At 72.7% G+C, this 12,901-nt stretch carries 12 protein-coding genes; 4 read left to right on the top strand and 8 right to left on the bottom strand.

Annotated elements, in window-relative coordinates; translation table 11 throughout:
* Positions 1-92: 92 nt before the first annotated feature.
* From mshC to ACTEI_RS21735, 5 genes are all read right to left on the bottom strand, one after another.
* Entirely contained in the window at positions 93-1,331 is a 1,239-nt protein-coding gene (mshC, locus tag ACTEI_RS21715) for a cysteine--1-D-myo-inosityl 2-amino-2-deoxy-alpha-D-glucopyranoside ligase (protein WP_122979326.1), read from the bottom strand.
* A 61-nt stretch (positions 1,332-1,392) separates the two neighbouring features.
* A complete protein-coding gene (locus ACTEI_RS21720) occupies positions 1,393-2,208 on the bottom strand; it encodes an SCO1664 family protein (protein WP_122979327.1) in 816 nt (271 codons plus the stop codon).
* A complete protein-coding gene (locus ACTEI_RS21725; RefSeq protein WP_122979328.1) occupies positions 2,205-2,798 on the bottom strand; it encodes a DUF3090 domain-containing protein in 594 nt (197 codons plus the stop codon). Before ACTEI_RS21725 ends, ACTEI_RS21720 begins: the two co-directional genes overlap by 4 nt.
* Positions 2,799-2,907: 109 nt before the next feature.
* Positions 2,908-3,600: an MSMEG_4193 family putative phosphomutase gene (locus ACTEI_RS21730; RefSeq protein WP_122979329.1), complete on the bottom strand. Its 693-nt coding sequence runs from the start codon at positions 3,598-3,600 to the stop codon at positions 2,908-2,910.
* A complete protein-coding gene (locus ACTEI_RS21735; RefSeq protein WP_122979330.1) occupies positions 3,600-4,652 on the bottom strand; it encodes an LLM class F420-dependent oxidoreductase in 1,053 nt (350 codons plus the stop codon). Before ACTEI_RS21735 ends, ACTEI_RS21730 begins: the two co-directional genes overlap by 1 nt.
* A 136-nt stretch (positions 4,653-4,788) precedes the next feature.
* On the opposite strand from ACTEI_RS21735, the gene ACTEI_RS21740 reads away from it, so the two are divergent.
* Together ACTEI_RS21740 and ACTEI_RS21745 are read left to right on the top strand one after the other, a co-directional pair.
* Positions 4,789-5,784, top strand: a complete 996-nt coding sequence (locus ACTEI_RS21740; protein ID WP_122979331.1) for an aldo/keto reductase — start codon at positions 4,789-4,791, stop codon at positions 5,782-5,784.
* A gap of 111 nt (positions 5,785-5,895) precedes the next feature.
* Entirely contained in the window at positions 5,896-6,087 is a 192-nt protein-coding gene (locus tag ACTEI_RS21745) for a DUF5703 family protein (RefSeq protein ID WP_122979332.1), read from the top strand.
* Positions 6,088-6,130: 43 nt separating this feature from the next.
* Here the strand turns inward: ACTEI_RS21745 and ACTEI_RS21750 are convergent, their stop codons facing one another.
* Positions 6,131-6,799, bottom strand: a complete 669-nt coding sequence (locus ACTEI_RS21750; RefSeq protein ID WP_122979333.1) for a hypothetical protein — start codon at positions 6,797-6,799, stop codon at positions 6,131-6,133.
* A 38-nt stretch (positions 6,800-6,837) separates the two neighbouring features.
* Positions 6,838-8,145, bottom strand: coding sequence for a M20/M25/M40 family metallo-hydrolase (locus ACTEI_RS21755; protein WP_122979334.1), 1,308 nt, complete (start codon positions 8,143-8,145; stop codon positions 6,838-6,840).
* A gap of 68 nt (positions 8,146-8,213) precedes the next feature.
* Here ACTEI_RS21755 and ACTEI_RS21760 point away from each other — a divergent pair, with 68 nt between their 5' ends.
* Positions 8,214-8,795, top strand: coding sequence for a hemerythrin domain-containing protein (locus ACTEI_RS21760; protein WP_122979335.1), 582 nt, complete (start codon positions 8,214-8,216; stop codon positions 8,793-8,795).
* A 128-nt stretch (positions 8,796-8,923) separates the two neighbouring features.
* The gene (locus ACTEI_RS21765; RefSeq protein WP_122979336.1) at positions 8,924-9,874 is read left to right on the top strand and encodes a LysR family transcriptional regulator; all 951 of its coding nucleotides are present in this window, start codon (positions 8,924-8,926) and stop codon (positions 9,872-9,874) included.
* A 45-nt stretch (positions 9,875-9,919) separates the two neighbouring features.
* Here ACTEI_RS21765 and ACTEI_RS21770 read toward each other — a convergent pair whose 3' ends face one another.
* Positions 9,920-12,517, bottom strand: coding sequence for an ATP-dependent Clp protease ATP-binding subunit (locus tag ACTEI_RS21770; protein WP_187645997.1), 2,598 nt, complete (start codon positions 12,515-12,517; stop codon positions 9,920-9,922).
* Between the last annotated feature and the right edge of the window lie 384 nt (positions 12,518-12,901).

Genomic DNA, 12,901 nt, shown 5'->3' on the forward strand with positions numbered 1-12,901 from the left:
ACAGCGCGGAGCACTCGGGAAAACCAAGCGACGGTCCGCCCGAAAAGTCGGACGGACCGTCGATCAGAAAATGTGAAACGGATTCGGAAAAGTCAGAGCCGCACGCCGAGGAGCGCGTCGACCGTTTGCGCCATCAGCGCGGGCGCCGCGGTGTCGTCGCCGGCCCCGGAGAGCACCGCGTCCGCCCACACGTCCACGACCGCCAGGGCCGCGGGCGCGTCGAGATCGTTGCTGAGCGCCTCCCGGACGGCGGCCACCAGCCCCGCCCCGGACGGCCCGGCGGGCGCGGCCGCCGCCTCCCGCCAGCGCGCCAGCCGCTGCTCCCCGGCCTTGCGCACCTCGTCGGTCCACTCCCGGTCGGCGCGGTAGTGGCCGGAGAGCAGCCCGAGCCGGACCGCCATCGGGTCCACCCCGTCGCCGCGCAGCCGGGACACGAAGACCAGGTTGCCCTTGGACTTGGACATCTTCTCGCCGTCCAGCCCGATCATGCCGGCGTGCACGTAGTGCCCGGCGAACGGCGCCACGCCGGTGAGCACCTCGGCGTGCGCGGCCGAGCACTCGTGGTGCGGGTAGAGCAGGTCGCTGCCGCCGCCCTGCACGTGCACGGTGTCGCCGAGCAGGTTGAGCGCGATGGTGGCGCACTCGATGTGCCAGCCGGGACGGCCGGGACCGAGGTCGCCGCCGTCCCACACCGGCTCGCCGTCGCGCGCGCCGCGCCACAGCAGCGGGTCGAGCGGGTCACGCTTGCCGGCCCGGTCCGGGTCGCCGCCCCGCTCGGCGGAGAGCACGGTCATCTCCGCGCGCGACAGGTTCGACTCGTAACCCCAGCGCGGCGCGGCGGTGATGTCGAAGTAGACGTCACCGGTGCCGTCGTCGAGCCGGTACGCCGCGCCGCGCTCCAGCAGCTCGCGCACGTGCACGACGATCGCCGGGATCGACTCGACGGCCCCGACGTAGTGCGCCGGCGGGACGATCCGCAACGCCTCCATGTCCTCGCGGAACAGCGCGGTCTCACGCATGGCCAGGACCACCCAGTCCTCGCCGTCACGCTGGGCCCGCTCCAGCAGCGGGTCGTCGATGTCGGTCACGTTCTGCACGTAGGTGACCCGGTGGCCGGCGTCACGCCACACCCGGTTGACGAGATCGAAGGCGATCATCGTGGCGGCGTGGCCGAGGTGGGTCGCGTCGTACGGCGTGATGCCGCACACGTACATCGTCGCGGTCTCCCCCGGTGTGACCGGGTGCACCGACCGGCGCGCCGAGTCGTAGAGCTTCAGCGTGGGGGCGTCCCCCGGCAGATTCGGCACCTCATGCCCGGTCCAAGCGTCCATGCTCGGAGCCTATCCAGCACTCCCGACAGAACCCGACCGGGCGTGACCTAAACCTCTACCGCTAGATGGGCGGCCACGGGATCGCCGGCCAGTCGGTCGGCGGCTTGGGGAACCGCCCGGCCCGCAGCAGCCGCTTCACCCGCAACCCGATGTGCTGCACCTCGGAGATGGTCAGGTGCTCCTCCAGCGCCTCGCCGAGCGCGCCGGCCAGGTCCGCGCTCAGGGTCCGCAGCACCTCGACCGCCTCGTCCGGCAGCGGCTTGCCGGTCCAGCCCCACAGGACCGTACGCAGCTTGTTCTCCACATGGAAGCTGACGCCGTGGTCGATCCCGTGGATCGAGCCGGTGGCCGGGTAGAGCACGTGGCCGCCCTTGCGGTCGGCGTTGTTGATCACGGCGTCGAAGACCGCGAGCCGGGCCAGGCGCGGGTCGTCGGCGTGCGCCAGCGCGTACGCGTCGCCGTCGTCGTCGCGGGCCGCCGCCACCGCGAACCAGCCGGGGGGCACGTCGTACGCCGGGACGAAGCCGATCAGGCCCTCGGCCGCCTCCGGCTCGTCGATCCACAGTTGCAGCGCACCCGAGCCGAGCGGCCCGTCCCGCAGGATCGTCGGCGGCACCAGCTCCCAGCCGGTGGCCCGGGAGACCAGGTAGGCCGACACCTCCCGGCCGGCGAGCGTGCCGTCCGGGAAGTCCCAGAGCGGGCGCTCGCCGCGCACCGGCTTGTAGACGCAGCGGCGGGTCACCCCGTCCAGGCTGATCTCGGCGCGCAGCGTCGTGTTCGAGGCGTCGACCAGGCGACCCTCGATCTCGATCTCCCCACGGCCCAGCAGCTGAAGGGCGTCGGCCTCGGTGAGCACCTCGGTCGGCTCTGCCGTCACCGGTGATAACCGTTGTGCCGGGGACAGAGGTGGCCACCCGGGTCGAGCGGCTGGCCGCAGAGCGGGCACGGCGGGCGGCCGGCGGCCACCACACGGCGGGCGCGGTCGATGAACGCCCGGGTCGCCTCCGGAGTCAGCCGCACCCGGAGGCGGTCGAGGTCGTCGTCCGGCTCCTCGTCGTCGTCCTCGTCCTCGTCGTCCTCGTCGTCGGCGAGCGGGTCGCCGGACAGCTCGACCTCGGCCTCACCGGCCTCGATCGCCTCGATCACCACGGTCGCGGTGTCGACGTCGAAGGCCAGCCCGAGAGTGCCGACCCGGAACTCCTCGTCGACCGGGCTGTCCAGCGGCTCGTTGTCGTGCACCCCCAGCAGCGGGGCCTCCGGCAGCGTGACGCCGAACCGCTTGTTCGCCTCGAGCAGCAGCTCCTCGAGCTTCTCGGCGAGCAACGACACCTGAACCTTCTCCAGGGCGACACTGATCACCCGGCCACCGCCGCGGGCCTGCAGGTAGAACGTCCGGTCCCCGGGCTCGCCCACCGTCCCGGCGACGAACCGCTCGGGCGGCTCGAAGGCATGCACTTGGTGGGTCATGCCGACAACCCTATCCATCCCCGCGCCCGATCGCCCGGCCCGGCAACCCCGGTTCGCCGAGGGCGCAATAGGGCGTACGCTGCGACTATAGGTCGATCACGGAGGGTTGTCAGACGCCGGCCCCGGCACCCCCGCCGACGGCCGCGTCACTGCGGTCGGCCTGCTCCTGGCCATCGCTGCGGCGCGGTACGAGCGAGTCCAGTTCACCGGTGTCGTTGACGCGCACCAGGAACGGCCGGACCGGGGTGTACCGGATCACCGTGACCGACGCGGGGTCGGCCACGATCCGCTGGAACTGGTCCAGGTGCAGCCCCATCGCGTCGGCCACGATGGCCTTGATCACATCACCGTGGCTGCACGCCAGCCAGACCGCCTCCGGCCCGTGCTCGGCGCCGACCCGCTCGTCCCAGGCCCGCACCGCGGCGACCGCGCGCGCCGACATGGCCGCCATCGACTCGCCGGCCGGGAAGGTGACCGCGCTCGGATGCTGCTGCACCACCGGCCAGAGCGGCTCCTTGGCCAGCTCGCGCAGCGGGCGGCCCTCCCAGTCGCCGTACCCGCACTCGGTCAGGCCCTCGTCGATCACCGGGGTGACGCCGGGCAGCGCCAGCTCCACGGTCTGCCGGCACCGGATCAGCGGGCTGGACACCACCGCGGCCAGCGGGAGCCCGCGCAGCCGGGCGGCGACCCGGGCGGCCTGGGCGCGGCCGGTCTCGTCGAGCTCCACCGGGCGGCGGCCGGCCAGCTCACCGGTGGCGTTCGCGGTCGTGCGGCCGTGCCGCAGCAGCAGGACGGTGGCCACTAGCGGGCCACGCCGGACTCTTCGTACGCCTCGGCGACCAGGCGCAGGGTGTCGATGCCGGACTGCAGATCGCCGACGTACGGGCTGATCGAGAGCGTGCCGACGCCGGCCGCCGCGTACTCCCGGATCCGCTTGGTGATCTGCGCCTTGGTCCCGATGATCGAGGTGCGCTCGATGAACTCCTGCGGCACCGCCTCGGCCGCCTCGGCGACCTGCCGGTTCAGGTACAGCTCCTGCACCCGCCGGGCCTGCTCGGCGTAGCCCATCCGGACCGCGAGCTGGTTGTAGAAGTTCTGCTCCCGGCTGCCCATCCCGCCCAGGTAGAGGGCCGCGTACCAGCGGATCACGTCGGCGCAGGCGGCGATGTCGTCGCCGACCACCACCGGGACGGTCGGCGCCACGTCGAACCCGGCCAGCCCGAGGCCGTGCCGGGCCCGGCCGGCCGCGATGTGCCGCAGCTGGTCGTCGGCGGCGTCCGGGGCGAAGAAGACGGCCAGCCAGCCGTCCGCGATCTCGCCGGCCAGCTCCAGATTCTTCGGGCCGACCGCGGCCAGGTAGACCGGGATCTCGGTACGTGGCGGGTGGAAGCCCAGCTTGATCGCCTTGCCCGCGCCGCCGGGCAGCGGCAGCTGGTAGTGCTCGCCGTCGTAGGCCACCCGGTCGCGGCGCAGCGCCATCCGGACGATGTCGACGTACTCCCGGGTGCGGGCCAGCGGCTTGGCGAACCGGACACCGTGCCAGCCCTCGGACACCTGCGGGCCGGAGACGCCCAGGCCGAGCCGGAACCGGCTGCCGGAGAGGGTGTCCAGGGTGGCCGCGGTCATCGCGGTCATCGCCGGCGTACGGGCCGGGATCTGCAGCACGGCCGAGCCGATGTCGATCCGCTCGGTCTGCCCGGCGATCCAGGCGAGCATGCTGACGGTGTCCGACCCGTACGCCTCGGCGGCCCAGACCACCGAGTAGCCGAGCCGGTCGGCCTCCTGGGCCATGGCGAGATGATCCGCGGGCGTGCTCCACGCCGTCTGATAGCCGAGGCTGAGTCCGAGCCGCATGCCTGCCCTTCCCGAGATCATGGGGGTCCGCCGGCAAGCCTACTGATTGCGCGCCGTGCCGTTTCCGTCCGGTAACCGACGCACCCTGACGTGCTGGAGGATTTCGCTGTCGACGGAGTCTGAATAAGGTTCACTCATGCATCAGCGACCGCTCGGCCGAAGCGGGCTAGCGGTCTCGCGGCTCGCCCTCGGCACCATGACCTGGGGACGGGACACCGACCCCGACGACGCGGCCGAGCAGATGAAACTGTTCCTCGAGGCCGGCGGCACCCTGATCGACACCGCCGACGTCTACGGCAACGGCGACGCCGAGGCGGTGATCGGCTCGCTGCTCGACCACCTGGTCCCCCGGGAGCAGGTGGTGATCTCCACCAAGGCCGGGCTGACCCCGCACGGCTGGCGGGCCCGGGACGGCTCGCGCGGCAACCTGCTGCGCTCGTTGGACGCGTCGCTGCGCCGGCTCGGCACCGACCACGTCGACCTGTGGCAGGTGCACGGCTACGACGCGCACACCCCGTTCGAGGAGACGCTGTCCGCTCTCGACCACGCCGTCAGCAGCGGCCGGGTGCGTTACGTGGGGGTCTCCAACTTCGCCGCGTGGCAGACCGCCCGGGCCGCGACCTGGCAGTCGGCGTACCCGACACGCGCCCCGATCGTCGCCGCCCAGATGGAGTACTCGCTGCTCGAACGCGGGATCGAACGCGAGCTGCTGCCGGCCGCGGCGGCGCTCGGCTTCGGCGTGCTGGCCTGGTCGCCGCTGGGCCGCGGGGTGCTCACCGGCAAGTACCGCAACGGCCGGCCGCTGGATTCGCGGGCCGCTTCGGAACACTACGCGCCGTTCGTCCAGACGTACCTGGAGCCGCGCAGTTCCAGCATCGTCCAGGCGGTGGTCACCGCGGCCGGCGGCCTCGGCGTGTCGCCGCTGGAGGTGGCGCTGGCCTGGATCCGGGACCGGCCCGGGGTGACCGCGCCGATCCTGGGTGCCCGCACCGCCGGGCAGTTGCAGGGCGCGCTGCGCAGCGAGGAGCTGACCCTGCCGGCCGAGATCGCCCGCGCGCTGGACGACGTCTCCGCGATCGACGTCGGCTACCCGGAACGCGAGGGCACCGGCGATCCGCACGGGGCGATGTAGCCGGGCACCGCGCCGACGCGCCGGCGGCGGCCGTCGGCCCGGCGTGTGACGAGGGAGTCGATTCGCCGCAAGGCTGGTGCCCGGCTCGCGGGCCGGAGCATATTAGATCGCATGGACTACGAATACGCGCCGCTGCGGTTGCCCTCAAATGTCGATCGGCTGACCGCGGCGGCGCAGCTCGCCATACAGGCCGAGTTCTCCGGCTGGGAGCTGGCGCGGGTGCAGCTCTTCGCGGACGGCACCCGCAAGGTCATGCTCCGCCGGCGCCTGCAGACCAACCCGCAGCCCGGCCTGAGTTACTGAGGAGCCCGCCCGGTGAACCGGGCGGGCTCCTCACGTGCTCGGCTCAGTGGTTGTGGCCGGCGTGGTCGTCCTCCTCGTCCGGCAGGAACGGGTGCTCGTCGAGCCGCCCGACCAGCTGGTCGCCCTCCACCGGGGCGAACGGGCCCGAGCCGTCGGCGTCGTCGAACGCCTCCAGGTCCAGCGGCTCCTCCACCTCGGTCACCGTGAGCAGGCCGTCGAGCGGCTCCAGCTCCGGCACGTCGAGCGAGGCGAGCGAGCCGTCGCCGGCCTGCAGCAGCTCCAGCACGGCCTCGCCGACCGACTCCACCGGGCCGGCCTCCTCGTCCTCCGGCACCGAGCTGCGCCGGGCGGTCTCGGCCGCGCGCAGCAGCCCGGACACGCTCGGGACGCGGTAGTCCCGGCGCTGCCGGACCGAGATCACCTGCGGGTACGCATCGCCCGCCCCGGCGCCGTCGGCCGACTCGCCGGACAGGAAGCGCTGGTCCGCTTCGTCCGGGTCGATCGACTCGACATCCCACGGGGTGACCTCGCCGTACGCGTCGAGCAGCTTCTCGTCGTACGCGAAGGAGGCGTTGTTGAGATCGACGTACGCCTGCCAGACGTCGTCGTCGTCGATGCGGCCGGCGGCCGCCTTGACGGCCGCGAGGTGTGCCCGCGCCGCCTCCACCACCCGCTCGAGGGCGGCGTCGAGCTCGGCGTTCTGGTCGCTCATGTGTCTGGGGGTCCTTCCGCACTTGGCTTTCGGAGCATCTAGCTGTTTCGGAGCAGTCGGTCGAGCACACGCACGCCGAACTTTAGCCCCTCGACGGGCACTCGCTCGTCGATGCCGTGGAACAGCGCGGCGAAGTTCAGGTCGGGCGGCAGTTGCAGCGGGGCGAACCCGAAGCACCGGATGCCCAGGGTGCTGAACGCCTTCGCGTCGGTTCCCCCGGACATCAGGTACGGCACGGTACGCGCTCCGGGGTCCTCGGCGCGCAGCGCCGCGCCCATCGCGGCCACCAGCGGCCCGTCGAACTCGGTCTCCACGGCCGACTGCCGGTGCACGTGGTCGATCTCGACGTCCGGCCCGATGATCTCACGCAGCTCGGCGAGGAAGGACTCCGCCTGCCCGGGCAGGGTCCGGCAGTCGATGGTGGCGGACGCCCGGCCCGGGATCACGTTGTCCTTGTACCCGGCCTCCAGGCGGGTCGGGTTGGCGGTGTTGCGGATGGTGGCGCCGATCAGGTTGGCGATCGGGCCCAGCTTGGCGATGGCCTGCTCCGGCTCGTCCGGGTCCAGCTCGATCCCGAGCGCCTCGCTGACCTGCTCCAGGAACGCCCGCACGGTCGGGGTGACGACGGTCGGGAACCGGTGCCGGCCGACCGCGGCGACCGCCTCGGCGAGCGCGGTGACCGCGTTGTCGTCGTGGATGAACGAGCCGTGCCCGGGCCGGCCGTGCGCGTGCAGGCGCAGCCAGTCCAGCCCCTTCTCGGCGGTCTGCACCAGGTAGAGCCGCAGGTCGTCGTTGACCGTGTAGGAGTAGCCGCCGACCTCGCCGATCGCCTCGGTGCAGCCGGCGAACTCGCCCGCGTGGTGCTGCACCAGCCACTGCGAGCCGTACTCCATCCCGGCTTCCTCGTCGGCGGTGTACGCCAGCACGATGTCCCGCGGCGGGGTGTAGCCGGTGCGCTGCCAGTCGCGGACGACGGCGAGCACCATGGCATCGAAGTCCTTCATGTCGACGGCGCCGCGGCCCCACAGGTAGCCGTCGCGGACCTCGCCGGAGAACGGGTGCACCGACCACTCGCTCGCGTCGGCCGGCACCACGTCGAGGTGACCGTGCACCAGCAGCGCGCCCCGGGACCGGTCGGCGCCGGGGATCCGGGCGATCACGTTGGTGCGCCGGGGGGCCGACTCCAGGATGCGGGACTCGATGCCGACGTCGGCGAGCTTGCCCGCGACGTACTCGGCGGCGACCCGTTCGCCCACGGTGGTCCGCGGGTCCCCGGTGTTGGTGGTGTCGATGCGCAGCAGGTCCTGGCAGAGGCTGGTGACCTCGTCCACGGCGGAGGTGTTCATCCGACCTTCTTACCAGCCGGATGTCACACGCGTTTGGCGGGTGAGCGGTAGCGGGTATCGCCGCCCACATGTCTGACGTGAATCTTCCCCCGCTGCCGCCGGTGGGTGGCACCACCTCCGGGCGCAGCGTCGTCGACGTGCTGGACGGGCAGCACCGGCAGCTGCTGCGGCTGGCCGACCGGGCCGGGGCGGAGCCGGACGCCGCGAAGGTACGCTCGGTGCTGGTGGCCACGCTGTCGCGGCACCTGTCCGCCGAGGAGCAGTACCTCTACCCCGCGGTCCGCGCCGCGGTGCCGGACGGGGACCGGATCGCCGACCGGGAGCTGGCCGAGGACCGGGAGCTGCTGTGCGTGATGCGGGCCGCGGAGGCCGACCCGGCACGGGTGCCCGAGATGGTGGCGGCGGTGCGGCGGCACGTGGACGCGGACGCCCGCGAGCTGTTCCCGCTGCTGGAGCAGATGGTGCCGGCCGAGGACATGATCCGGCTCGGCAACCGGGTGGAGATGGCCCAGGAGGCGGCGCCGACCCGGCCGCACCCGCGGACCCCGGCCACCCCGCCGTGGAACAAGGTGGTCGACCCGTTGCTCGGGGTGATCGACAAGGTGCGCGACGTGGTGTCCGCGCGGGCGACGTATGTGCGGGATCTGTAAACCGGCGTTTACTTAACGACCGCTTGGTAGGGAACGTCCCGTTCCTTAATTGATTTGTCACAAACCGCTGATCTTTCTGCGGGTTTCAGGGCTAGCCTTCGATCCCGTTCTAGTCCTAACGTCACGCTATGAACCTGGAGCTGCGGCATCTGAAGGTGGTCTGCGCCATCGCGGAGACCGGCAGCGTCACCAAGGCCGCGTCACAACTCGGCCTGGCCCAACCGGCACTCACCGCCCAGTTGCAGCGGATCGAGCGCACGCTCGGCGGTCCGCTGTTCGACCGCGACCGGCGCGGCGCCCGCCCGACCGCGCTCGGCGAACTGGTGCTGTCCCGGGCCCGGGTGCTGCTGCCGGCGATGAAGGGGCTGCAGGACGAGGCCGCCCGGCTGGCGGCCGGCGGCAGTTCCACGCTGACGCGGTACCGCATGGGCGCCATCGGCGGCCCGGTCTTCGCCCACCTGCTGCACCGGCTCTCCGCCGTGCAGCCGGAGGCGCAGATCTCCACCTACGCGTCGTACTACGTCGACGAGCTGGCCACCATGGTGCTGGGCGGCAAGCTGGACTTCGCGCAGGTCGGGGTCTGCGGTGACGCCCTGCCCTCGGCGGACTACGGTCTGGTCTGGGACACCATCGCGGTCGACGCGGTGTGCGTGCTGATGCGCGAGGACCACCCGCAGGCCAAGGGCGCCGAGGTGGACCTCGCCGAGCTGGCCTCCGAGCAGTGGTCCGCGGCGGCCGGCGACGGCTGCTTCGAGACCTGCTTCGCGGCGGCCTGTGCCCGGGCCGGCTTCGCCCCGCGCCGGGTGCTGGAGACCGACGCGCGCGCCTGCATCGACATGGTGGAGCTGGGCGTGGCGATCGGGCTGTGCCAGCCGACGTTCCGGCCGCCGGCGGGCCTGACCACCCGGCCGCTCAAGGGCGCGCCGCTGCGGTGGCGGCTGATCCTGGGCTGGCACCCGGAGTCGCCGGCCGCCCGGACCGCGCCGAAACTGCTGGAGCTGGCGCGGGAGGCGTACCAGGACGTGATCGCCCGCAACGAGGGCTACATGGAGTGGATGCGCGAGCAGGCCGCGGCGTAGCGGGCAGGGGGCGCCGCGTGGCGCCCCCTCCCGCTCTCCCGCGGGTCAGTTCGAGTGCAGCGGCTGCGGGCTGGACGTGATGTCGAAGCTCAGCTCCCCGTCACGGGCGTCCACCCGGACCGTGTGCCCGGGCGCCAGGTCCGCGCCGAGCAGCATCTTCGACAGCCGGTTGTCCAGCTCCCGCTGGATGGTCCGGCGCAGCGGCCGGGCCCCGAACTCGGGCTGGTAACCGCGCTCGGCCAGCCAGTCCACCGCCGCCGTGGTCATCTCCAGCCGTACGTCCTGGGCCTGCAGCCGGCGCCGGGTGGACTCCAGCAGCATCTCGGTGATCTGCCGGAGCTGGTCGGTCTCCAGCTGCCGGAAGATGATGATCTCGTCGATCCGGTTGATGAACTCCGGCCGCAGCTGCTCCTTGAGCCTGCGGTCGAGCCGGTCGCGCAGCTCGTCGTCGGGCGAGCGGCCGGTGTCGGCGCCACCGAACCCGACGCTGCGGGTGGTGCCGCTGATCAGGTCCGACCCCAGGTTGCTGGTCATGATCAGGACGGTGTTCTTGAAGCTCACCGTACGACCCTGGCTGTCGGTCAGCCGGCCGTCGTCGAGCACCTGCAGCAGGATGTTGAACACGTCCGGGTGCGCCTTCTCGATCTCGTCCAGCAGCACCACGCTGTACGGCCGCCGCCGCACCGCCTCGGTCAGCTGGCCGGCCTCGTCGTAGCCGACGTAGCCGGGCGGGGCGCCGACCAGCCGGGACACCGTGTGCCGCTCCTGGAACTCGCTCATGTCCAGCCGGATCATCCGGTCCGAGTCGCCGAACAGCGCCTCGGCCAGCGAGCGGGCCAGCTCGGTCTTGCCGACCCCGGTCGGGCCGAGGAACAGGAAGCTGCCGACCGGCCGGTCCGGGTCGCCCAGCCCGGCCCGCGACCGGCGGACCGCCTCGGCGACCGCGGTCACCGCATCGTCCTGGCCGATCACGTGCTCGTGCAGGTGCTGTTCGAGCCGGAGCAGGCGATCCCGCTCGGCCTCGGTCAGCTGCGCCACCGGGATGCCGGTGGCCCGGGAGACCACCTCGGCCACGTCCGCGTCGGTGACCTGTGGCACCCCGTCGCCGCCGGCGCCGGCCCCGGCGATCAGCGCCTTCAGCTCGTTGATCCGGTCCCGCAGCTGGGAGGCGACCTCGTAGTTCTCCGCGGCCACGGCCTGGTCGCGGTCCCGGGACAGCTGCTCCAGCTGCCGTTCCCGCTCGCGCAGGTCGGCGTCGGGCATCTTGGTGCGCAGCCGCACCCGGGCGCCGGCCTGGTCGATCAGGTCGATCGCCTTGTCCGGCAGGAACCGGTCGGTGATGTAGCGGTCGGACAGCACCGCCGCGGCGTCCAGCGCCTCATCGGTGATCCGTACCTGGTGGTGCGCCTCGTAGTTGTCCCGCAGCCCGCGCAGGATCGCCACGGCGTCCTCCACCGACGGCTCGCCGACCAGCACCGGCTGGAAGCGCCGGGCCAGCGCCGCGTCCTTCTCGATGTGCTTGCGGTACTCGTCGAGGGTGGTCGCGCCGATCACCCGCAGCTGGCCGCGGGCCAGAGCCGGCTTGAGCATGTTGCCGGCGTCCATCCCGCCGCCCTCGCCACCGCCGCCGCCGGCGCCGACCAGGGTGTGGATCTCGTCGAGGAACACGATCAGCCCGTCCCCGGACGACTGGATCTCCTCGATGATCTTGCGGAGGCGCTCCTCGAAGTCGCCGCGGTACCGGGTGCCGGCCACCAGACCGGCCAGATCCAGCTGGACCACCCGCTTGTCCTGCAGGGTGAGCGGCACGTCGCCGTCCACGATGCGCTGCGCCAGGCCCTCCACGATCGCGGTCTTGCCGACGCCGGCCTCACCGATCAGCACCGGGTTGTTCTTGGTGCGCCGGGACAGGATCTCCACGGCCTGCTCGATCTCGTCGGCCCGGCCGATCACCGGGTCGATCTCGCCGCGCCGGGCCACCTCGGTCAGGTCCACGCCGAACTGCTCCAGCGTCGGCGTGGCCGCGCCGCTGCGCCCGCCACCGCGGGACCCGCCCTGCCCACCGCCGGCCGGACCGGCCGGGGCCTCCTGGTTCGGGATGGCGCGCGGGTCGAGCCGGCCGGCCAGCAGCCGCCCGGCCACCGAGTCGGTGTTCAGGCCGAGCGCCATCAGGATGTGTTCCGGCCCGATGTAGGAGGCGCCCACCGCGCGGGAGATCTGCAAGCTGTCCAGCAGCGCCCGCTTGGCGGCCGGGGTCAGCGCGACCTGCTCCGGCCGGTCCCGGCCGGCGGCGCCCATCTCGGCGCGCCGGTTGGCCGCGGCGATCCGCGAGGAGTCGTCGCCCAGCCGGGCGTCCAGCTCGCTGAGCAGGGCCTGGGGGTCGGCGCCGGCCCGCCGCACGGTCTGCTTCATCGGTTCCTGCTGCAACACCGCCCAGAGCAGGTGATCGGTGTCGAGATCGGCCAGCCCTCCGTCACCCGAGCCGAGGTCGGCGGCACGCCGGGCGGCGTCGGCCAGCACCTGCCGGGCGTCGTTGCTCATGTAACGCGCGATGTCGATCCGCTGCGCCGCGCGGCGCGGCTCCGCCGCACCGAAGAAGCGCGCGAACAGGTCGTCCCACTGACCGGGCCCACCCGGCCCCAACGGTCCGATGCTCATCAGTCTCTCTTCTCCTGACACTCCACCGGCGGTCTCGCGGGCGCCGTCTCCACCGGCCTACCCGGGGGCCGGAGCGGCAAACGCCCACCGCCGACTGTTAGAAGCGCGTGAGACGGGACGAAGATTCCCGATCGGCGCGAAAAGTTGACAGGAGTAGGCTCAACTTCATGTCCGCACCCGAAGAACGCAGCTCCGGCCCGCTGGCGCCGCGCTTCCAGGAGCCGGCCCTTCCCGAACCGGCACCCGCGCCCCCGGAATCCCCGTTCCAGGACGCCACACCCGACCCGCCGGCGTCGCGCGAACCGGCGTCCCGGTCCCGCGCGCCGCGCGGTCAGCGCGGCACCGCCGCCCGCTCCGCCGCCCCGCCGG

This window comes from Actinoplanes teichomyceticus ATCC 31121, assembly GCF_003711105.1.
Lineage (GTDB): Bacteria > Actinomycetota > Actinomycetes > Mycobacteriales > Micromonosporaceae > Actinoplanes > Actinoplanes teichomyceticus.